Source organism: Acidocella sp. (assembly GCF_035535915.1).
In the GTDB taxonomy this organism is placed as follows: Bacteria; Pseudomonadota; Alphaproteobacteria; order Acetobacterales; family Acetobacteraceae; genus Acidocella.
The window spans coordinates 76,099-96,587 of the sequence record NZ_DATLPB010000123.1 but is presented as its reverse complement, the minus strand read 5'-3'; the positions used below and the strand labels follow the sequence as shown (position 1 = coordinate 96,587).

Here is a 20,489-nt window from a genome sequence, read left to right as displayed (position 1 = left end):
CATGGTTTACATTGAAAAACGTCGATGTATGTTTCATCCATGCGGCGCCTGGACAATATCGATCTCCGCTTGCTGCGGGTCTTCGTCGCCTTGGCGGAGGCCGGCAGTTTCAGCGGCGCGCAGATTGCGCTCAACCTTTCGCAATCCACGCTCAGCACGCACATCAAGTCGCTGGAACGGCTCCTGAACGGCGCACTCTGCCTGCGCGGGCGGCGCGGCTTCAAGCTCACCCCGTTCGGTGAGACGACCTTGCAGGCGGCGCGGGACCTGTTCCAGGACATCGACAAGTTCCAGCAGCACGTCGCCCATGCGGGAGACCGACTGGTCGGGCGCTTGAGCATCGGCATCGTCGACAGCATCATCACCAACCCGGCGCTCGCCTTGCAGGAGCCGCTCCGGCGCTTCACCGCCGCCGCGCCGGACAGTTATGTCGATCTGCGTCTCGGCACGCCACATGAGCTCGAACAATGGGTGGCGGAGGGCGCGCGCGACATCGTTATCGGCCCGTTCGCCAAGCAGGGACCGGGGGTCGCCTATGTGCCGCTGCATCAGGAGGTCCATGCACTTTATTGCGGGCGCGGACACGCGCTTTTCACGAAAAAGACCGTGACCGTCGCGGACATCGAGGCCACGCGGTTTTCCGTGCGCGCCTACCGGCAGCTCGACGATCTGTACCGGGTGAACCATCCACGCGCGAGCGCCAGCGTGGTGCAGATGGAGGCCCAGGCGATGCTGATCCTTTCCGGGCAATATATCGGCTTCCTGCCCCGCCATGTCGGCGAGTCCTACGTCGCGGCCGGGCTCATGCGGGCGCTGCGGCCCCAGACCTATCAGTTCCTGTCGTCGCATTACGCGGCCTATCGCCGGGCCGACAAGGGCCAGCCTCTCATCAGGCTCTTTCTGCAGGAGTTGCGCGCGCAGCCGCACGGCCGGGCCGATGACCGGCCGACCGGATCGGACGCCGACGCGTAGTCGTTTCCCACTCTAACCTGTCGTCTGCGGATTCCACGGCGGCCGCATCCCTCGCGAAATCGTTTTCTTCATAGGCCGGATGGCACCGCCATTGCATACAACAACTTGTATACAAGCCTGGTAGGCACATTGAATGATGGGAGCCAAATGCCACCTTCGATTGACCATGTTTCTTTGGCATATGGAGATTCATGTCTGACAGCTTGATGCAACGCCTGGCCGACCTTGCCACCGCCAGTGACTCGCCGGATGGCCTGACGCGGCTTTTCCTCTCGCCCGCGCATGGCAAAGCGATGGCCATGATTGAGCGCTGGATGCGTATGGCGGGGCTGACCACGCATCGCGATGCGATCGGCAATCTGGTCGGGCGCACCGACACTCCCGGCCCGGTCCTGATGCTGGGTTCGCATATCGATACCGTGCGGGATGCGGGGTGGTATGACGGCACGTTCGGCGTGCTCGCCGCGATCGCGGCACTTGAGCAGTTGCGGGCGGAAGGTGAGACATTGCCGTACGGCGTTGAAGTGATCGCCTTCGGCGATGAGGAAGGCGTGCGGTTTCCACAGACGCTGTCCGGCGCCAGAGCGATTGCCGGAACCTTCGACCCGGCGGCGCTTGCCGGGGTGGACGAGCACGGGATCAGCATGGCTGAGGCTCTGTCGGCGTTCGGCGGCGATCCTGCAAACATCGCCCAGGTCGCGCGCCAGCGCGGCAATGTGCTCGGCTATGTCGAGCTGCACATCGAGCAGGGGCCGGTGTTGGAAGCCCATGATCTGCCGGTCGGGATCGTCACGGCGATCAACGGCGCCAGCCGCTTCAGCGTCACGGTAACCGGCGAGGCCGGCCATGCGGGCACAGTACCCATGAAAATGCGCCACGACGCACTGGCGGCAGCCAGCGCCATGGTGCTGGCCATTGAATCGATCGGGCGCGCCACGCCCGATCTCGTCGCGACGGTCGGCGCCCTGCGCGTGCATCCCGGTGCGCCCAACAGCATTGCGGGGCGTGTCACCTTTAGCATCGACATCCGCGCGCCGGCGGATGCGTTGCGCGCCAAAGCGGTCGCCGCGGTCGTGACCGCCTTGCGCGAGATTACCGATGCGCGCGGTGTTACTGTCGAAATTCTCCAGACGCACGACGCGCCGGCGACCGAATGTGCGCTGCCTCTTCAGGCGCAGCTTGCGCGCGCCGTCGCGGCGTGCGGCATCGCGCCGCTGCATTTGCCGAGCGGCGCGGGGCATGACGCGATGGCCGTCGCCGCGCTCTGTCCGGTCGCGATGCTGTTCGTGCGCTGCAAGGGCGGAATCAGCCACGCGCCGGAGGAGTTTCTCGCCGCAGCGGACGCGCAGACCGCGGTATCCGTTCTGGTCGAATTTTTACGCAATTTTCAAACGATATGAGCATCATGACTGACAGGATTATTCGGGAAGAAATCACGCGCAGCGCCGAGGCGGCGCAGCGATTTTTAGGCGAACTGGTCCGGGTGCCGTCCGACAATCCCGCCGGGGATTGCGCGCCTCACGCCGAACATACCGCACGACTGCTGGAGGCTTTTGGCTTCAAGGTGGAACGCCACGTGGTGCCGGCGGAGACCGTGCGCGCCCATGGCATGGTCAGCGCCACCAACCTCATCGTCCGCCATCGCTTCGGGCCCGGCCCGACCATCGCATTGAACGCGCATGGAGATGTCGTGCCGCCCGGCACCGGGTGGAGCGTGGACCCGTACGGCGCCGTGATCAAAAATGGCTGGATGTATGGCCGCGGCGTCGCGGTTTCGAAATCGGACATCGCCACCTACGCCTTTGCGCTTGCCGCGTTGCGCGACAGCAAGGCGGCGCTTAACGGCACGGTCGAATTGCATATTACCTATGACGAGGAAACCGGCGGAGAAATCGGGCCGGGCTGGCTGCTGGCGCAGAACCTGACGAAGCCGGATCTGGCGATCGGCGCCGGTTTTTCCTACGCCGTCGTCAACGCGCATAATGGCTGTTTGCACCTGGAAGTGACCGTGAGCGGCAAATCCGCCCACGCCGCGATGCCCGCCACGGGCGCCGATGCGCTTGAGGCGACCAATGCGATCCTGACCGCTTTGTACCAATCCCGCGCCGCTTTGTCGCAAACCATCTCGGCGATTCCGGGCATCGGCACGCCGCAAATCACCGTGGGGCTGATCACAGGCGGCATCAACACCAATGTCGTTCCGGACCGCATCGTCTTCCGGCTGGACCGGCGGGTGATTCCGGATGAGGCCACCGGCGATGTCGAGACCAATTTGATCCGCGACATCCAACAGGCAGCGGCGCATTTCCCCGGCATCACGGTCGAGGCCAGGCGCATTCTGGCGGCTGACCCTCTGGTGCCGTCCCCGGGTGCGGCGCGCCTGACGGAACTTCTTTGCGCCCGGGCCAGCGAAATATTCGGTGAGCCCATCATTGTGAAAGGCGTGCCGCTTTACACCGATGCGCGCCATTACGCGGCCGCCGGCGTGCCCATCATCCTTTACGGCGCCGGCCCGCGCACGATCGAACTGGCCAACGCACACCGCGCGGACGAACGTTTGGAGCTTGCGGATCTGCGGCGCGCCACCGAAGTGATTGCGCTGACGATCTTCGACCTGTTGGCGCGGCAGGCGCCCTGAGAGGCTGCTAAGCTGCCTCGCTTTGTTGCGCGGGCCGCGCGGCGGCGAGCAGGTTCAGGCGGCGCCGGATGGAGGGGCCGATCGCGGTGGTCGGCATCGCCTCGATGAGGCGGCGTGTGTAGGCCTCGGCGGGAGACGTGAACAAATTCTCCGTCTCCGCGAGTTCCACGATGCGGCCTTGGCGCATGACCGCGACCCGGTCGGCGATGTGGCGCACGACCGCGAGATCGTGGGTGATGAACAGATAGGAAATGCCGAGCCGTTTCTGGAGGTCGCCGAGCAGGTTCAACACCTGCGCCTGGATCGAGACGTCGAGCGCCGAGACCGGCTCATCGCAGACAATGAGGTCCGGCTCTGCGGCCAGCGCCCGGGCGATGCCGATGCGCTGGCGCTGCCCGCCTGAGAATTCGTGCGGATAGCGCGCGGCATGCGCTTCCGTAAGGCCGACGAGGGAGAGGATCTCGGCGACGCGCTCCTTGCGTTCCGCCGCGCTGCCGGGGCGATGCAGCAGCAGCGGTTCCGCCACGATGGCGCCGACGGTCTGGCGCGGATTGAGCGAGGCGAAGGGATCCTGGAAGACGATCTGCATCCGGCGGCGGAACCGGCGGAGCGAGGCGCCGTCGAGCGTGGTGATGTCGACGCCGTCGAAGCGGATGGTGCCGGACGACGCATCGAGCAGGCGCAAGACCAGGCGCGCGGTGGTCGATTTGCCGCTGCCGGATTCGCCGACCAGGCCAAGCGTTTCGCCGCGTGCGAGCGTGAAGGAGACACCGTCGACCGCCTGGAGATGGCCGACCGTGCGGGGCATGAACAGGCCGCGCCGGATGGCAAAGCGACGGGACAGATTTTCGACCTCAAGGAGCGGTACGGTCATAGCGCGGCCTCCCGCTCGCCCAAAGAAAGCGCATCGAGCGGCGCTCGCCAGCAGGCGGCGGCATGATCTGCGCCAAAATCGCGGAAGGGTGGGCTATCGGCGACGCATCGCGCCTCGGCGAGCGCGCAACGCGGATGGAAGCGGCAGCCTTGCGGCATGGCGGCGGGGCTTGGCACGGTACCCTCGATCGCGAGCAGGCGCGCCCGGCGTGCGGTGAAACTCGGCGCGCTGCCCATCAGGCCGAGCGTATAAGGATGTTGCGCATCGGAAAATAACGTGGTTGCCGCGGCAAGTTCAACGACCCGGCCGGCATACATCACGGCCACTTTGTCCGCCATGCCGGCGACGAGGCCGAGATCGTGGCTGATGAGCAGCAGCGCCATGCCGGTTTCCGCTTGGAGTTCCCGCAGCAGGCCGAGGATTTCGTCCTGCACGGTCACGTCGAGCGCGGTGGTGGGTTCGTCCGCGATCAGGAGGTCGGGTTTGCAGGCCAATGCCATGGCGATCATCACGCGCTGGCGCTGGCCGCCGGAGAGCTGGTGCGGATAATCGTCGAACCGCCGGGCGGGATCGGGAAGCCGCACCCGCTCCAGCATGGCGACGGCTCGGGCGCGCTGGTCGCGGGCCGCCATGTGCGGCTCGTGGGCCGCCATCGCCTCGACGATTTGCGCGCCGATCGTATGCGCCGGGTTGAGGCTGGTCATCGGCTCCTGGAAGATCATGGCAATGCGCCGCCCCCGCAAGGCGCGCATCGCCGCCGGGGGGAGTTGCAGAAGATCCTGGCCGTCGAACATGATGGCGCCGCTGGCAACCCTGCCCGGCGGCGGAATGAGGCGCATGATCGAGAGGGAGAGCGCGGATTTGCCGGAGCCGGACTCTCCGACGATGGCGAGGGTGCGGCCACGCTCGATGGCGAGATCGATGCCGGCGACCGCCGCGAACTCGCCGGATGGCGTTGCAAACACAGTGCGGAGGCCTTCGATCCGGAGCAGCTCATTCATGACAACATCAGAAGGGGAAATGCAACTTTGGTCAAGCAGAGTTATTATATCGCTTGCGGTGCTATCAGCCCTCACTTACTGTGCCGTCACAGCGACAACAATTCACGTGACGGGACTGGATTCAATATGCGCCTTGCATCTCTAACGTTTGGTTTGCTTTCTGGACTTGCCGCTTCCGTCACCGCCCCCGCCGCCGCTTTCGCCGACCCGCCGAAGGTTCTGCATATCAGCTTGATCCAAGACCCCGACATTCTCGACCCCACGCTGAGCGGCAGCTATGTCGGGCGCATCGTGTTCGCCGGCATGTGCGACAAATTGTTCGATTTCGATCCCAGTCTGAACATCGTGCCGCAGCTCGCCATCGGCTATACTTATAAAGACCCAACCCACCTCATCATCAATCTACGGCCGGGCGTGCTGTTCCAGGATGGCGAGAAGCTCGATGCCAATGCGGTGAAATACACGTTGGAGCGCTATCTGACGATGCCGGGCAGCCTGCGGCGCGGCGAGATCAGCGTCGTGCAGTCCGTTGAGGTGATCGATCCGCTCACGGTCGAACTGGTACTGAAGGCGCCCGACTCGGCGCTTTTGGCGCAGCTTGCCGACCGCGCCGGCATCATCATCGCGCCGAAAGCCGCCGCGGCGGAAGGTGCGAAGTTCGGGTTGCACCCGGTCTGCGCCGGGCCGTTCAGCTTCGTTGAGCGGGTTCCCGAACAGAAGATCGTCCTGAAGAAATTTCCCGGCTACTGGGATGCGAAAGACATCCATTTCGACGAAGTCGATTATGTGCCGTTCGTCAATTCCGAAGTCGGCGTCGCCAATCTGCAGACCGGCCAGCTCGACATGCTGACCGGGATGCTGCCGAACGATGTCGCGACCATCAAGCGCGACCCGAAGCTGCGCGTGGAGAGCCAGACCTCGCTGGCCAATGTCGGCATCACCTTCAACGTGGCCAACGGGCCCGCGAGCCAATCGCCGATCGGGCAGAATGCGTCGCTGCGCCATGCCTTCGAGCTGGCGCTCGACCGCACGGCGCTGATCAATGTCGTGTATAATGGCCTCTATGCGCCGATCGCACAGGCCAATTCGCCGTCCTCACGCTTCTACGTGCCCTCGATCGTGCCGCCGGCAATGGATCTGGCGGCGGCGCAGAAACTCGTGGCGCAAAGCGGGGTCAAGACGCCGATCCCCGTGACGCTGCTGGTGCCGAACAGCCCGGACTTCCTGCAGGCCGCGCAAGTGATCCAGGCGATGGAGCAGCCCGCCGGCTTCGACGTGAAGATCCAGGCGATGGAATTCGCCTCCTCGCTCGCCACCGCGCGAGCCGGGAATTTCCAGGCCTATCTGATCCTGTGGTCCGGCCGCGCGGATGCGGACGGCAACATGTATTCCTTCCTGCATGACGGCTACGGCTTCAATTACGGACATTATGATAACCAGCAGGTGGATTCGCTGCTCGACCAGGCGCGGGTCGCGCAATCGGTCACGGACCGCACCGCGCTCTATGCCAAGGTTTGGGGCATCGAGCGCCAGGATCTCCCGATCCTGTATCTCTGGTCGCCCACCAACATCGTCGGCCTGAAGAAAACCTTGCTCGGCTTCCATCCGGTTCCGGACGGCATCGTTCGCCTCCAAGGCATGCACTTCGCCAGCTGAGACCGGCGCGATGCAAAGCTCGCTCGGAGCCAGGCTTCTGCAGATCATCCCGACGATGCTGCTGGTCAGTGTGATCGTGTTCGCCTTGCAGCATCTGCTGCCGGGCGATCCCGCCGTGATGCTCGCGGGGGATTCCGCGGGCGATCCGCATGTGGTGGCCCAGATCCGCGACCAGTTGCTGCTGAACCGCCCCATCGGAGACCAGTATCTGCATTGGCTCGTCGGCGTGCTGCACGGCAATCTCGGCTATAGCTGGGAACTCTCCGCCCCGGTGACCACGCTGCTTTTGCAAAAGCTCCCGGTCACGCTACAGCTTTCCGCGATGGCGTTCGTCATCGCGCTGGCCACCGGCATTCCGCTGGGCGTCATCTCCGCGGTCAAGAAAGGCACGCCTTTGGACTGGCTCGCCACCTCGGTGGGATTGTTCGGCCTGTCAGTGCCGAGCTTCTGGCTGGGCATCGTGCTGATCCTGCTGGTGTCGGTCGATCTCGGCTGGCTGCCGCCGTCCGGTTACGTGCCGCTGTCGCAGGACCCGCTGCAATCGCTCCGCACGACCATCATGCCGGCCTTCGTGCTCGGCAATGCGGTCGCGGCGATCATCATGCGCCATACACGAAGCGCGATGCTCGCGGCACTGCACCAGGATTATGTGCGCACCGCGCGGGCCAAGGGGCTGTCGGAAAGAGTTGTGGTATGGCGCCACGCGTTGCGCAACGCGCTGATCCCGGTGGTCACATTGGCCGGGCTGCAGCTTGGCACCTTGCTGTCCGGCGCCGTGTTGACCGAGCAGGTGTTCGATATTCCCGGCGTCGGAAAATTGGTGGTCGATGCGGTCTTCAACCGCGACTATCCGGTAATTCAGGGCGTGGTGCTCGTGACAGGCCTGCTCTATGTGCTGATCAACCTCATCACCGATATTCTCTATGCGGTGATCAACCCGAAGCTGCGCGGCGGATGACCGCGCTCGTGGCAGGCGCCAAGATGGCGCGCTTCAAATGGAAACGCCTGGCGCGGCATGGCTCCGGCCTGGCCGGCGCTGCACTGGTGGCGGCGTTTGTTCTCGCCGCGATCGGCGCACCGCTGATCGCGCCCTATGGCCCCGACATCACCAACTGGGCGGCGATCCGCAAGGCGCCTAGCATCGCGCACTGGTTCGGCACCGACGAAATCGGCCGCGACGAACTGTCGCGAATCATCTGGGGCGCGCGTGCGAGCCTGGAGGCGGGCGTGATCTCGGTGCTGATCGCCGGCGCCATCGGCGTGCCGGCGGGGCTGCTCGCGGGGTTTGCCCGCGGCTGGACCGATGCGATCTTGAGCCGGATCGTCGATGCCATGCTGGCGATCCCGTTCCTGATCCTCGCCATCGCGCTTGCCGCCTTCCTCGGCCCCAATTTGCGCGATGCGATGATCGCGATCGGCGTGAGCACGGCGCCGATGTTCATGCGCGTGGCCCGCGCTGCAACATTGGATATCATGACGCGCGACTATATCGAGGCGGCGCGGGCGGTCGGCAACCCGCCCTGGCGCATCGCGCTCCGGCACGTGGCGCCGAACATCGCGGCGCCGGTTCTGGTCCAGGCCAATCTCTCGATCGCCACCGCCATCATCGCCGAGGCCTCGCTGTCCTTTCTCGGACTCGGCGAGCAGCCGCCCACACCCTCCTGGGGCTCGATGCTGAACGCCGCGCAGCAATTTCTGACCCAGGCGCCGTGGCTCGCGATCTTTCCGGGGCTTGCGATCATCGCGGTCGTTCTCGCCTTCAACCTCACCGGCGATGCCTTGCACGACGCGCTGGATACGCGCCGCGGGAAGTAACCGTCCGGTCCAGCCTCCCCCTGCTGAGGGTTGTCGAATCTGAAGCGCAGGCCTCGCGGCAACGATTTGAACAGTGCCTTGAAAGATCGGCATTTTTTCGATCATTGCATTTTCGGCGTCTTTTCCCTGTTCCGTCAAGGGGTTTTACCCGGCTTCGCCGGCGCTTCGCGCCCTTGACGGAACAGGGAAAAGACGCAGACGCTCGGGATCGGAATAATGGCTGCGCGTATGCAGATCTCGGACTAGCGTTAATCATAGGCCAGAGCGAAAAGATCCTTCTCACACCGCGAACTCCGTGAATGTTCGACGGTACGGCCGATGATTCGAGGGTGAAAGCCCGATTCGAAACAGCTCGGCCCACGCGCATTCGCCGCGCGTGGGCCGAGCCTCGGAGCTACTCTTCCGTCGTTACTTCGTTGGCTGGCTCGCGAGCGGAAGGCGGCGTCCCGCCGTCACCGCGCTCACCACCACAAGCACCACCAAATTGACAAGCAACGCAACAATGCCGACGTTGAAATCCTTCACCACGTCCGGCAGGCCCGGCAGCAGCGTGCCGATTGTCTCATGCGTCAGCACGAGAAAAACGACGGTGCCGACGCCCGCGAGAATGCCGGCGAACGCGCCTTCCTTGGTGGCCGGATTCCGTGGCAGCAGGCTCGCGATCAGCGCCGGGAAAAGCTGCGTGACGAAATTATAGCCCATCAGCAACAAGGCGACGATGGTGCTGCTGCCCGAGATCGCGAAATAGCAGCCGATGACGGCAACCACCGGCACCAGAAATTTCGCCAGAAGCACCGTGGTCTCATCGCTCTGCCCGCCGCGCAACGGGGCGACGAAATTGCGCGCGAAGAGCGTGGCCGCGGACATCATGATCAGCGAACCCGGCACCAGAGCGGTGAGCACGCCGGCCGCACCGACAATGCCGACCACCCAGGGCGGAAACGCGGCGACGACGATCTTCAGCAGCGATATATTCGTCGCCGCCCCCTTCAGCCCCGGCACCACCAAAGCCGCGGTGAAACCGACGAAGAAGATCAGCAGCATCACCAGCTGGTAGAGCGGCAACACGATGGCGTTTTTGCGGAACACCGCTTCGTTGCGGGCAGTGTAACAGGCGCCGAACGTGTGCGGCCACATGAAGAAGCCAAGCGCCGTGAGCAAGGTGGTGGACACGAACCAAGAAAGGCTCTGCCCGTGCGCGGCAAAAGCCAGGAAACCGGGTTTCGCGACGTTCACCGCCGCAAACATGTTGCCGATGCCGCCATAGTAGTGAATCGGCAAATAAAAGCCGAGGAAGGCGGCGACGGAGATGATCATGATGTCCTTCGCCACCGCCGTCCAGGCCGAACCACGGATGCCGGAGATGACCACATAGAGTGTGACGACAACCGCGCCGATGATCATGGAGAGCGATTTCGACACCGCGCCGTAGCTCGCCGCCTGAACGATCACGCCAAGACCAGTGAACTGCAGCACGAGATAGGGCACCAGCGCGATGACGCCGACCAGCGCCACCAGCACGCCGAGCGCCGGGCTGTCATATTTACGCGCGAAAAAATCCGGCTGCGAGACCAGCTTGTGGCTGCGCGCATAGGTCCAGACTTTCGGCAGCATGAAATAGGAAATCACATAAGCGAGCGTGCCATAGGCGAGAATGTAATAAGCCGGCGCGCCAAGCCCGTACGCATAGCCGGAGGCACCGAGAAAGGTGAAGGTGGTGTAGATTTCGCCGGCGAGCAGCAGGAAGACCAGCAGCGCGCCGAAACGGCGGCCGCCCACCGTCCATTGCTCCAGGCTCATCTCGTGCCGAGAACGTGCCACGATGCCCAGCACCAGAGCGAAAACCGTCGCAATCGCGATCAGGACCAAGGCAATGTTCATCTTGCATCCTCCTTGTCGGTGAGCCGCACCGGATCGAACCAATAAAGCACAGCCATGATCGCCGAGGTGAGGAACACCCAGATCGTAATCCAGCCGAGAATGAACGGCATACCGAGAATGAACGGCGTGACGCTGTTGTGCAGGATGGGACCGGCAAACATGCCGATGAAGGGGATGATCGCGAGCCAACTGGTCGGTTTCATGACATCTCTCCGCACTGCCGGCGGTGCGCCGTGAGGACGGCACCGGCAGTCATTGCGGAAACATGGCACATCGCGTGACCGGAGCAAGCACAAAAGAGGCATTATTCTCATCGCCGCGACGTGACGAGCTTAAAAAAACGTCATACGGCGACAAATTTTTCATTTTGTGATCGCGAATAGGCCCGCCGGCGCATTTACGCCGATAAAGCGGGCGCCATACGATGATTTGTCGCCTGTTCATAGTCATAGGCCAGAGCGAGCAGATCCGCCTCGTCCCATAATTTCCCAACGAACACGAGGTTGAACGGCGCGCCGGAGGCGTAATAACCCGCTGGAACCGTCACCACCGGCACGCCGGCGATGTTGATCTCGCTCACGGTGGTTTCGTGGATGACGCCATGGCTGTTCAGCAATGGAAGCTCGTTACGCATCTGCGGGAACACCAGCCCGTCGAGCCGATGCCGGGCGAACACCGCCTCGATGATGTCGAGATACGCCTCCCGCGCGCCCAAAAACGCCGTCAGCGGCGGCGGCACGGTCGGATGCTGCCTGGAAAACGCGGTTTCCGGCAGATAGTTCATATAGGCCAGCACACCGGCAGGACCGTAGGGATCCTCGGACTTCGTGATTTCCGCAAGGGCTTTATAATCCTTGACCGCAGCGGAAGGCCCCAGGCGCCGCAGATACAGCTCCATGTCATAGGGGCAGCATTCCATGCCGCGCGCATCGTAATAATGTGTGTCGGAATACGGCTTGCTGATCGCCGCAAAATTGCTGCCCGCGAACGGGTCTTCCAGCAGCGTGGCGCCGCGCGCCGCGATCTCATTTTGCGCGCGTTCATAGAGGGCGGCGCATTCCGCGGAGAGCGCGCGGTTGCGCCAGCCCGAGCCATAAAGCCCAAGCCTCTTGCCCTGGAGCGCCGTGGCGCTGAGCTTGGCGGCATATCCACCCTTCGGACGCTTGCCGATGCCGGCCACGGTTTTCGGATCTTCCGCGCTGTAGCCGGCAAGAACATCCAGCGTCAGGGCCGCGTCGCGCACGCAACGGGCGATGGGCCCGACCACATCGCGCGTGGAGCCGGCCAAAGGCACCACGCCGGCATTGGGCACCAGGGCGAAAGTCGGCTTGATGCCGACCAGCGCCTGCGCGGAAGCGGGGTTCTGGATGGAGCCGCCCGTTTCTTCCGCCAGGCCCAGCACGGCCATGCTGGCCGCCACCGCGGTGGCGGTGCCCGCCGTGCTGCCGCCGGGCATGCGGTCCGGCGCGGCGGCGTTCAGCGTCGGCCCGGCCCAGCTATTGCTGGCATGGGTGCCGGTGGCGCTGAGGATGGGGACGTTGGTCTTGCCGAGAATGACACAGCCCGCCGCCTTCATGCGCGCCACCACGGGCGAGTCCGTCTCCGGGATCAGATCCACCCCGCCCGCCTTGGCGGACAGGAAATGCCAGCCCGCCGTGGTGGGCAGGCCCGCCATATCCATCGTGTCCTTGATCACCACCGGCACGCCGGCCAGCGGCCCCAGCGCCTCGCCGGCGGCGCGGCTTCGGTCGATCGCGCGCGCCTCGTCCAGAGCGGCCGGGTTCATGGTGATGATGGCGTTATAGCGCGGATTATAGGCGGCGATGCGCTTCAGGAAGGCTTGCGTGAGTTCCTCCGCGGTCACGCCGCGCGCGAACGCCGCTTCGGCCCCCTCCAAAGTCATTTCGACGAGATCGGACTCGGTGAGCACTGCCATGATCTGCTTGCCTTTTTCGGTGTTACGAGAGGGTCGCGCGGCGCGCGTTCAGGCGAAAATCTTTTCCACCGCGGCGCCCAGACTCATCAGATGCTGGTCGCGCCCGGGGGAGGCCGCCAGCATCAGCCCCACCGGGGCCTCGCCGCGCCGGTGGATCGGCAATGACAAACCGCACCCGTCCATCAAATTCACCACCGCGTTGTTGCGCAGCGCCAGAAGGTTGAGGCGGGTGAAATCCTCGTCGCGCGCGACCTCCGCGAGACGCGGCGCGAGGATCGGCGAAGTCGGCATCAGCAGCGCGTCGAACGCCGCCATGCGAAGCTGCATTTTTTCGATGAAGCCGGCGCGCGCCTGCAACAGGCGGATATAGTCGGCCGCGCTCTGTTCCGCGCCGCGCATGATTCGCGCCAGCACGCGCGGGTCGTAATCCTTGGCCCCCGTGGCGATGAAGCCTTCATGCCAGGCATAGGCCTCGGCGGCCGAGAAGCCGCCTTTATGCGCCAGCGCCGTCAGCGCCTCGGCGAATTCCGGCACGGCGATTTCCTGCACCCGCGCCCCGGCGGCGGAGAGGCGCGACAGCGCCGCCTCGAACGCGGCGGCCACTTGCGCCTCCATCCCGTCGCGCACCAGCCGGTCCGGCACGGCGAAATTCCGTCCGGCCACGCCCTCCGGCGCCAGGCGCGGCGGCGCACTTTGCGCCAGAACAGCATCGAGGATCGCGCAGCAGGAGACCGAGCGCGCCAGTGGGCCGATCGAATCCAAATTCGAGGAGAGCGGCACCGCCCCCTGCAGCGGCACGCGCCTTGCCGTCGGCTTGTAACCGACCAGCCCGTTGAACGCCGCCGGAATGCGGCAGGAGCCGCCGGTATCGGTGCCGATCGCGCCATGCGCCATGCCGTCCGCGACCGAGACCGCGGCGCCGGAGGACGATCCGCCCGGCACGCGGCCGCTCTCCCGGTCCCAGGCCGAGAGCGGCGTGCCGTAATGCGGGTTCAGGCCGAGACCGGAAAACGCGAACTCGCTCATATTGGTGCGGCCGATCAGCACGAAGCCCGCCCGGCGCAGCCGCGCCATCGAAGGCGCATCCGCCGCCGCCGGCGGCCTGCCCACGAAAATTTTCGAGCCGGCCGTCGTGACCTCGCCTTCGAGGTCGAACAGATCCTTCACTGAGATCGGAATGCCGGCATAGGGCGACGGCGCCGCATTGGCCTTGCGCAACCGGTCCTGCGCTTCGGCCGCCGCTAACGCCTTGTCAGGATCGACCGCGATGAACGCGCGATGCCCCTGCCCGGCCGGATCGGCGATCCGGCCTAAGCACTCTTCCGTCAACTGTCGGCTGGTCATGCGCCCGGCGGCAAGGCCGGCGGCGAGCTCATCGAGCGTGGGGAAATTCATGTCCATGGACGAGCTCCGCATCATTGCCCCGGCAACTCACCGCAATTTTCCGCGCGGCGCAATGCATGCGGCTCGGCTACCCGGCGAATTGGAAATATTTTATTCAGAACCTTCCGCGTTCCCGCAGAAAATAAGGATATTTTTTCATCATTGATTCAATTTTTGCTCTGTTATTTAGCATGTATCGTCTGATAGTGCGATATTTACCATCATTTATCGTTGATGATCCGGCACTTCGTTGGCACGCTGGCCGCCGACTGGACATCGTTGCCATCGGACCCGCCCGTTCACATCCCTCGTGGCGTCGGCCGCCAACCTGGAGCGCTCTATATGTCGCTGACAACCGCCAAACCGGAAAACTGGTATTCGCGCCTGATCAAGAACGAGCAGGTGGAAGATTATTCGCTGCGCTACGCCCCCGCCGCGTTCCGGCGCTGGTCGCCGGCCATCGTCGCCTCGGCCGGGCTTGGCGCCTCCGCGGCTTTGTTTCCCTTCGCCATCAGCGCCGTGCTCACCAACGCCTCGGGCAGCGCCAATGCTCTGATCGGCAACCTGATCGCCGTGTTTTTCTGCGTGGTCACCGGCATCCCCATTGCCCGCGACATCGCCAAATACAATCTCGACATGGACCTGCTGACGCGCGGCGCGGGGTTCGGCTATCTCGGCTCGACGATCACCTCGCTGATCTACGCCACCTTCACCTTCATCTATTTCGCCTTTGAAGGCTCGATCATGGGCCAGGGCCTGAGCGGTACGTTCGGCATTCCGCTCTGGTTCTCCTACGCCATCGTCGCCGTCGTCATCATCCCGATGGTCACGTTCGGCATGTCCTTCCTGGCAAAGTTCCAGGCCTGGAGCTGGCCGATCTGGGCGGCACTGCTGGCACTTCCCGCCGCCTATGTCGCCGGCCTTGGGCATCACAGCACTGCCGCCTGGTTCGGCTATGGCGGCCTCTCCGGCAAACCCTCCGCCGGCGGGCTGATCAACATCTCCTCCATCGGCCTGGCCGCGGCGGCACTGATGTCGCTGCTGGCGCAGATCGGCGAGCAGGCAGATTATGTTCGCTTCATGCCGGACGGCAGCGCCGCGCCGCGCGGCGCGCTGAAATTCTGGACCTTCATGTCGGGCCCTGGCTGGGCGCTGGTGTTTCTCGTCACCTTCACGCTCGGCTCCTACCTCGCCTCCTATGCTGCGCCGCATATCGGCGCCGCCAGCAACGAGCCGTTCCAGACCTTCGTGTATATCTACGATCGCTTCCTGCCGCATTGGCTCGGCCTGACCTGCGCGTTCTTCCTGGTCGTGGTGGCGCAGGCGAAGATCAACGTCACCAACGCCTATTCCGGCTCGCTCTCCTGGTCGAATTTCTTCTCGCGCATCCTGCACCGCCATTATGGGCGCTTCACCTGGCTGCTGCTGCAGATCGGCATCGGCCTGGTGCTGATGGAGGCGAGCGTGTTCAAGGAGATGGCGGCGCTGCTTGGCTTCTATTCCAATGTCGCGGTCGCCTGGATCACCGCGGTGTTCGCCGATCTCACCATCAACCGGAAACTTCTGAAAATCGGCCCGTCCTGGATCGAGTTCCGCCGCGGCTATTTGTATGATTTCAACCCGGTCGGCTTCGGCTCGATGATCATCGCCTCGGCATTGTCCATCGCCGCCTATTTCGGCGCGTTCGGGCCGCTGCTCGCCGCGTATTCCCCCTTCGTCTCGGTGCTGGTCGCGCTGATCGCCACGCCGGCCATCGCGATCCTCACCAAGGGCAAATATTATCTCAAGCGCACGCCGGAACAGAACGTCGCCAGCACCAGCCGCGGCACGCTCACCTGCAGCGTCTGCGCCAGCGACTTCGAAGCCTTCGACAGCGTGCATTGCCCCTTCCATAAAGGCAGCGTGTGCTCGCTCTGCTGCACCATCGAATCGAGTTGCGGCGACCTGTGCAAGGCCTAGCGCGCAGCGGGTTATTTTCAGGGCGGATCGACCGGTGGCGCGGCAAAGCCCGCCACCATCCGGCCAGAAAGGCCGCCTCGGGAAACGTGTGGTTACTTAACGCGCCGCGTCGGCTTCACGCGCCATGCTGCCGCAAGACCCGGGCAAGCCTGGCGAACGAAGATGCGATTTCTGCCTCCGTGACGCAGCCATAGCCCAGCAGCAGGCCGCGTTGCGGGTCCGCGTCATGGCCATAATACCGGCTGAGCGGCCGCACCACGATTCCGGCCGCCAATGCCGTGCGGGCGACGGCCATGTCGTCGATGTCCGCGGGCAGGCGCAGCACCAGATGCAGGCCCGCATTGTCGCCCAGGATTTCGAGCTGGTCGCCGAATTCTTGCGCCACCGCGCCGAGCAGACAATGCCGCCGCCGCGCGTAGAGACCGCGCATGCGCCTTATATGCGCGCTCAAATGCCCCTCGGCGATGAAGTCGGCCAGGATCGCCTGTTGCTGAAGCTGGCCCTCCCGGTAAAGCTCTGCGGACCCCCGGGCGAAGGCCTCGGCAAGCCCCGGCGGGGCCACGATGAAACCGAGCCGCAGGCCGGGAAAGAGCGTCTTGCTGAAACTGCCGACATAGACCACGAGCCCATCGCCATCGAGTCCCTGCAGGCAGGGAATGGGCCGCGTGCCGTAACGGAATTCGCTGTCGTAATCGTCCTCGATGATCCAGCTACGGTTCTGCCGGCAATATTCCAACAATGCCTGCCGACGTGCCAGGCTCATGACCATGCCCAGAGGATATTGGTGCGACGGGGTCGCGATCACCAGCTTGGGCACGGGCAAGGCGGCGCCCGCCGACCAGTTCAGGCCCTCCGTGTCTACGGGGGCGGCATGCAGCGCCAACCCCAGCGATTGCAACGAGCTGCGCAGCCCCCAATAGCAAGGCTGTTCGAGCCACACATTGTCGCCCGGGTCCGCGAGCAGGCGGGCGGTGAGATCCATGGATTGATGGGTGCCGGTGGTGACGATGATCTGCTCCGGCTCGCACCGCACGGAACGCGCCGCGCGCAAATGCGCCGCCAGCGCCACGCGCAAGGCAGGCAAACCGCCGGCCGGCGCATAACTCAGCCGCTCGGCGATCGGCCGGCGCCAATGGCGGTTGTGCAGCCGGGTCCAGATCTGCGCGGGAAATTCGGTCACGTCCGGGACGCCGGGCATGAAGGCGCCCCATTGGACCGACGAAAAGCGCGCACCGCGGACCAAGGCCTGGCCGCGCCGGGACAGTTCAGGCGCTTTGCGGCCAGGCGGCGGATGAGGGGGACGAGTGTCGTCATCGGCACCGGGCGGCTCGACCATGAGATCGACCGACAGATCGGCCACGAAGGTGCCGCTGCCATGCCGGCCTTCCAGACAGCCCTGGGCGCGTAGATTCTCGTAAACCTCGATCACGGTGTTCCGCGCGACCCCCAGCTCCTTTGCCAGCAGGCGGCTCGACGGAAGCTTAGCGCCGGCCGGCAGATGGCCCTGCAGAACCGCGCCGAGCAGAAGGCTATGAAGCTGGCGATAAAGCGGCGGCCCACGATCGCGGTCCAGACGTTCGAGCAACCAGTCAGAGAGGGCAATCGTGGTCATCGCAGCGCGTCCCAACTTGATCGGTATCGATACGCATAGTGGTACCATTATTTTTATTCAGGTGGATCTGTTTTGTTGGTCCACATTGTTCGATTCTGAGGCACCCGGACTCGCGTGACTTCATTCCCATGCACGATGTCACCGTGCGCTTGCGAAAGAGAAAAACATGCTGCCGAGCGCCACTGCCTCCCAGGCACCGTCCGACCAGGAATTCTTCAGCGGCACCAACGCGGCATGGGAGGCACGCCGACAGGCCGCCACCCCGCGCGGCGTGAGCGTGCTCGAGAGCTTCTATCCGGCCCGCGCCGCGAACGCCGAGATCTGGGACATCGAAGGACGCCGCTACATCGACTTCGCCAGCGGCATCGCGGTGCTCAATACCGGCCATTGCCACCCGCGCATCATCGCCGCCGTCACGGCACAGCTCGCGCGCTTCACCCACACCGCCTACCAGGTGGTGCCCTATGCCTCCTATGTAGCGCTTGCGGAGAAGATCAATCGCCGGTCACCGGGCGGCTGGGCCAAGAAAACAATTTTCCTCAGCACCGGCGCCGAAGCCGTGGAAAACGCCATCAAGATCGCCCGAGCGGCCACGGGGCGGCCCGGTGTGATCGCGTTCGACGGCGGCTTCCACGGACGCACTTTCTTCAGCATGGCGCTGACCGGCAAGGTCGTACCCTATAAAACGGGGTTCGGCCCCTTTCCCGGCGACGTGTTCCACGCGCCGTTCCCCAACGAGATCCATGGGGTCGGCGTCGAGGATGGCCTGAACCACATCCGCCGGCTGTTCAGGACCGATATCGATCCCAAGCGGGTCGCAGCCTTCATCTTCGAGCCGGTTCAGGGCGAAGGCGGATTCTACCCGATGCCCGAGGCGTTCGTCCGCGGGCTGCGCACGATTGCCGATGAGCATGGCATTCTGCTCATCGCCGACGAGATCCAGGCGGGGTTCGCCCGTACCGGCAAGCTGTTCGCATCTTCCCATCACGATGTCCCCATCGATCTGATGACGTTCGCCAAGAGCGTCGCCGCCGGCCTGCCGCTGGCCGGGGTGGTCGGCCGCGCCGAGATCATGGATGAAGCCGCGCCGGGCGGGCTGGGCGGCACCTATGCCGGCAATCCGCTCGCCATCGCGGCGGCTCACGCGGTTCTGGACGTCATCGACGACGAGCGGCTGGAGGCGCGCGCCATCACGCTGGGCGACCGGCTGAAGGATCGCCTCAACGCGCTGCGGGCGTGGATCCCCGTCCTTGCCGACGTGCGTGGCCCGGGCAGCATGGTCGGCGCCGAATTCATCGACCCCGCCACCGGCGAGCCGTTGCCGGCCTTCGCCAAACAGGTTCAGTCCCTGGCCCTGGAGCGCGGGCTGATTCTCCTGACCTGCGGCGTCTACGGCAATGTCATTCGCTTTCTCTATCCGCTCACCATACCGGACGCGGTTTTCGACGAGGCGCTCGGCAGTCTCGAAGAGGCCTTGCTGAAGGCGTGAGCCGCGTGGCGCGGGGCAATTTTCGAGGCTCTAGACCATGACTTTGCTCGGTTCGCCCCGACATTGATGGATCATCATTCTTTCGATCATTGCATTTTCCGCGCGTTTTCTGCGTTCAGTCAAGGGCGCGAAGCGCCGCCGAAGGCGGTAAACCCTTGACTGAACGCAGAAAACGCGAAGATGCTCAGGATCGAAACAATGACGAATTGTATGACGATCGGGGACGACCTGGCGAGGATTAAAACCCCGTGGCGCGCATCTGCTCCGGCGAGGCGCCGAACCATCTTTTGCAGGCGCGGCTGAACGGGCTGAGTTCGGCATAGCCCAGAAGCTGAGCGATGCAGGAAATGCTCAAATGCGGCTGGCGGAGATAGCTCTCGGCCAGACAACGCCGCACCTCCTGGACCGCGCCGGCATAGGTCAGCCCGGTCTCGCCCAGACGGCGTTGCAGCGTCCAGCGCGCCACCCCCAGCGATGCGGCGACATCCTCGATCGGCGGCGCGCCTTCGGGCAGGCGGGAGCGGATTTCCGCCCGCACGCGGTCGGGCAGCGGCGCCACGCCGTGCGGCGAACGGCGCAGAAACGCCTCCGCCAGCCGGCGGGAAAAGGCGGCCGCATCCGCGCCCGGCATCGGCCGGCGCAAATCGCCGGGGCGGAAGATCAGCGCGTTCGTGCGCTGGCCGAAAAACACCGGGGCATTGAAGGTGGCCGCATGCGCCGCCCGTTCGCCCGGTTCGGGATGTTCAAAATGCACTTCCTCAAGCGCAAAGCCCGGCCCGTAGGCCTGGCGCAGCAGGTTCTGGAACATCGCCAGGCTCAATTCCGCATCCTGCCGCCGGTCGAAAATCCGCCAGTCGAGAATCCGGTATTCCAGCCGCAGCAGCCCGGTTTCGGCCACCAGCCTCACCTCGCTCGCTCCCTGATGCAGCGGGAACAGATCGGCGAATTGGCGCAGCGCCATGCCGATGCTGGGGGCGGCCAGCGCGATATTCCCGACCAGCCCATGGCAGGAGGCCGGAAATTGGCGCCCATAGCGGAGGCCGAAATCGTCCTGGCCGGAAACCAAAGCGGCGCGTTGCATCATCTCGACATAGGCGGCGAGCGAAATGCTGCCCTCGGTAGCTTCATCCAGCTGCCCGGCATCGATCCCCGCCGGACCCATGATACGGTCCGCATCGGCTCCCGCTTGCGCGAGGAACGGCAATAACCCGGCGGTGGCCACCCGGGCCACCCTTGCCGTTTGGCTCATTGCTAAAAACTCCACCTCGTTTTG

The 20,489-nt window shown here is 64.5% G+C and carries 16 protein-coding genes; 8 read left to right on the top strand and 8 right to left on the bottom strand.

Going from position 1 to position 20,489, the window contains the following annotated elements; translation table 11 throughout:
* Window positions 1–24 precede the first annotated feature (24 nt).
* The 3 genes from VNC39_RS16750 (at window position 25) to VNC39_RS16740 (ending at window position 3,610) form a co-directional block, all read left to right on the top strand.
* The gene (locus VNC39_RS16750; protein WP_325400795.1) at window positions 25–972 is read left to right on the top strand and encodes a LysR family transcriptional regulator; all 948 of its coding nucleotides are present in this window, start codon (window positions 25–27) and stop codon (window positions 970–972) included.
* A gap of 191 nt (window positions 973–1,163) precedes the next feature.
* Complete coding sequence (locus tag VNC39_RS16745) at window positions 1,164–2,372, top strand: allantoate amidohydrolase (protein ID WP_325400794.1); 1,209 nt, start codon at window positions 1,164–1,166, stop codon at window positions 2,370–2,372.
* 5 nt (window positions 2,373–2,377) lie between these two features.
* Window positions 2,378–3,610, top strand: a complete 1,233-nt coding sequence (locus VNC39_RS16740) for an ArgE/DapE family deacylase (protein WP_325400793.1) — start codon at window positions 2,378–2,380, stop codon at window positions 3,608–3,610.
* A gap of 7 nt (window positions 3,611–3,617) precedes the next feature.
* On the opposite strand, the gene VNC39_RS16735 is transcribed toward VNC39_RS16740, so the two are convergent.
* Both VNC39_RS16735 and VNC39_RS16730 read right to left on the bottom strand, forming a co-directional pair.
* Entirely contained in the window at window positions 3,618–4,484 is an 867-nt protein-coding gene (locus VNC39_RS16735; protein ID WP_325400792.1) for an ABC transporter ATP-binding protein, read from the bottom strand.
* Window positions 4,481–5,485, bottom strand: a complete 1,005-nt coding sequence (locus tag VNC39_RS16730) for an ABC transporter ATP-binding protein (RefSeq protein WP_325400791.1) — start codon at window positions 5,483–5,485, stop codon at window positions 4,481–4,483. The genes VNC39_RS16735 and VNC39_RS16730 overlap by 4 nt, the downstream gene beginning before the upstream one ends.
* A gap of 126 nt (window positions 5,486–5,611) precedes the next feature.
* Between VNC39_RS16730 and VNC39_RS16725 the strand changes: the two genes are divergently transcribed.
* From VNC39_RS16725 to VNC39_RS16715, 3 genes are read left to right on the top strand one after another with little or no spacing between them, the layout of a single operon-like run.
* Window positions 5,612–7,141: an ABC transporter substrate-binding protein gene (locus tag VNC39_RS16725; protein WP_325400790.1), complete on the top strand. Its 1,530-nt coding sequence runs from the start codon at window positions 5,612–5,614 to the stop codon at window positions 7,139–7,141.
* A 10-nt stretch (window positions 7,142–7,151) separates the two neighbouring features.
* A complete protein-coding gene (locus VNC39_RS16720; protein WP_325400789.1) occupies window positions 7,152–8,099 on the top strand; it encodes an ABC transporter permease in 948 nt (315 codons plus the stop codon).
* Entirely contained in the window at window positions 8,096–8,956 is an 861-nt protein-coding gene (locus VNC39_RS16715; protein ID WP_325400788.1) for an ABC transporter permease, read from the top strand. The genes VNC39_RS16720 and VNC39_RS16715 overlap by 4 nt, the downstream gene beginning before the upstream one ends.
* Window positions 8,957–9,364: 408 nt before the next feature.
* Here the strand turns inward: VNC39_RS16715 and VNC39_RS16710 are convergent, their stop codons facing one another.
* The 4 genes from VNC39_RS16710 to VNC39_RS16695 all read right to left on the bottom strand — a co-directional run bounded on the left by VNC39_RS16710 (window position 9,365) and on the right by VNC39_RS16695 (window position 14,174).
* Window positions 9,365–10,837: a sodium:solute symporter family protein gene (locus tag VNC39_RS16710; protein ID WP_325400787.1), complete on the bottom strand. Its 1,473-nt coding sequence runs from the start codon at window positions 10,835–10,837 to the stop codon at window positions 9,365–9,367.
* Window positions 10,834–11,040 carry a DUF3311 domain-containing protein gene (locus VNC39_RS16705; RefSeq protein ID WP_325400786.1) on the bottom strand — a complete coding sequence of 69 codons (207 nt, stop codon included), beginning with the start codon at window positions 11,038–11,040 and terminating at the stop codon, window positions 10,834–10,836. Before VNC39_RS16705 ends, VNC39_RS16710 begins: the two co-directional genes overlap by 4 nt.
* Before the next feature lie 194 nt (window positions 11,041–11,234).
* Window positions 11,235–12,773 (bottom strand): amidase, encoded by a 1,539-nt coding sequence (locus VNC39_RS16700; RefSeq protein ID WP_325400785.1) that lies wholly within the window; start codon window positions 12,771–12,773, stop codon window positions 11,235–11,237.
* A gap of 48 nt (window positions 12,774–12,821) precedes the next feature.
* The gene (locus VNC39_RS16695; RefSeq protein ID WP_325400784.1) at window positions 12,822–14,174 is read right to left on the bottom strand and encodes an amidase; all 1,353 of its coding nucleotides are present in this window, start codon (window positions 14,172–14,174) and stop codon (window positions 12,822–12,824) included.
* 324 nt (window positions 14,175–14,498) lie between these two features.
* Between VNC39_RS16695 and VNC39_RS16690 the strand changes: the two genes are divergently transcribed.
* Window positions 14,499–16,115: a purine-cytosine permease family protein gene (locus tag VNC39_RS16690; RefSeq protein ID WP_325400783.1), complete on the top strand. Its 1,617-nt coding sequence runs from the start codon at window positions 14,499–14,501 to the stop codon at window positions 16,113–16,115.
* A gap of 115 nt (window positions 16,116–16,230) precedes the next feature.
* On the opposite strand, the gene VNC39_RS16685 is transcribed toward VNC39_RS16690, so the two are convergent.
* On the bottom strand, window positions 16,231–17,727 hold the full coding sequence (locus VNC39_RS16685) for a PLP-dependent aminotransferase family protein (protein ID WP_325400782.1): 1,497 nt from the start codon (window positions 17,725–17,727) through the stop codon (window positions 16,231–16,233).
* Between the two features lie 166 nt (window positions 17,728–17,893).
* Between VNC39_RS16685 and gabT the strand changes: the two genes are divergently transcribed.
* Window positions 17,894–19,216 carry a 4-aminobutyrate--2-oxoglutarate transaminase gene (gabT, locus tag VNC39_RS16680; RefSeq protein WP_325400781.1) on the top strand — a complete coding sequence of 441 codons (1,323 nt, stop codon included), beginning with the start codon at window positions 17,894–17,896 and terminating at the stop codon, window positions 19,214–19,216.
* A 238-nt stretch (window positions 19,217–19,454) separates the two neighbouring features.
* Here the strand turns inward: gabT and qhpR are convergent, their stop codons facing one another.
* A complete protein-coding gene (qhpR, locus tag VNC39_RS16675) occupies window positions 19,455–20,465 on the bottom strand; it encodes an AraC-like transcriptional regulator QhpR (protein ID WP_325400780.1) in 1,011 nt (336 codons plus the stop codon).
* Window positions 20,466–20,489 lie beyond the last annotated feature (24 nt).

Excerpts from the sequence above, each read along its gene's own strand:
- gabT (WP_325400781.1), top strand. The coding sequence starts at position 17,894 with ATGCTGCCGAGCGCCACTGCCTCCCAGGCACCGTCCGACCAGGAATTC.
- VNC39_RS16690 (WP_325400783.1), top strand. The coding sequence starts at position 14,499 with ATGTCGCTGACAACCGCCAAACCGGAAAACTGGTATTCGCGCCTGATC.
- VNC39_RS16735 (WP_325400792.1), bottom strand. The coding sequence starts at position 4,484 with ATGACCGTACCGCTCCTTGAGGTCGAAAATCTGTCCCGTCGCTTTGCC.
- VNC39_RS16700 (WP_325400785.1), bottom strand. The coding sequence starts at position 12,773 with ATGGCAGTGCTCACCGAGTCCGATCTCGTCGAAATGACTTTGGAGGGG.
- VNC39_RS16705 (WP_325400786.1), bottom strand. The coding sequence starts at position 11,040 with ATGAAACCGACCAGTTGGCTCGCGATCATCCCCTTCATCGGCATGTTT.
- VNC39_RS16745 (WP_325400794.1), top strand. The coding sequence starts at position 1,164 with ATGTCTGACAGCTTGATGCAACGCCTGGCCGACCTTGCCACCGCCAGT.
- VNC39_RS16695 (WP_325400784.1), bottom strand. The coding sequence starts at position 14,174 with ATGGACATGAATTTCCCCACGCTCGATGAGCTCGCCGCCGGCCTTGCC.
- VNC39_RS16750 (WP_325400795.1), top strand. The coding sequence starts at position 25 with ATGTATGTTTCATCCATGCGGCGCCTGGACAATATCGATCTCCGCTTG.
- VNC39_RS16725 (WP_325400790.1), top strand. The coding sequence starts at position 5,612 with ATGCGCCTTGCATCTCTAACGTTTGGTTTGCTTTCTGGACTTGCCGCT.
- VNC39_RS16730 (WP_325400791.1), bottom strand. The coding sequence starts at position 5,485 with ATGAATGAGCTGCTCCGGATCGAAGGCCTCCGCACTGTGTTTGCAACG.
- VNC39_RS16740 (WP_325400793.1), top strand. The coding sequence starts at position 2,378 with ATGACTGACAGGATTATTCGGGAAGAAATCACGCGCAGCGCCGAGGCG.
- VNC39_RS16710 (WP_325400787.1), bottom strand. The coding sequence starts at position 10,837 with ATGAACATTGCCTTGGTCCTGATCGCGATTGCGACGGTTTTCGCTCTG.
- VNC39_RS16685 (WP_325400782.1), bottom strand. The coding sequence starts at position 17,727 with ATGACCACGATTGCCCTCTCTGACTGGTTGCTCGAACGTCTGGACCGC.
- qhpR (WP_325400780.1), bottom strand. The coding sequence starts at position 20,465 with ATGAGCCAAACGGCAAGGGTGGCCCGGGTGGCCACCGCCGGGTTATTG.
- VNC39_RS16720 (WP_325400789.1), top strand. The coding sequence starts at position 7,152 with ATGCAAAGCTCGCTCGGAGCCAGGCTTCTGCAGATCATCCCGACGATG.
- VNC39_RS16715 (WP_325400788.1), top strand. The coding sequence starts at position 8,096 with ATGACCGCGCTCGTGGCAGGCGCCAAGATGGCGCGCTTCAAATGGAAA.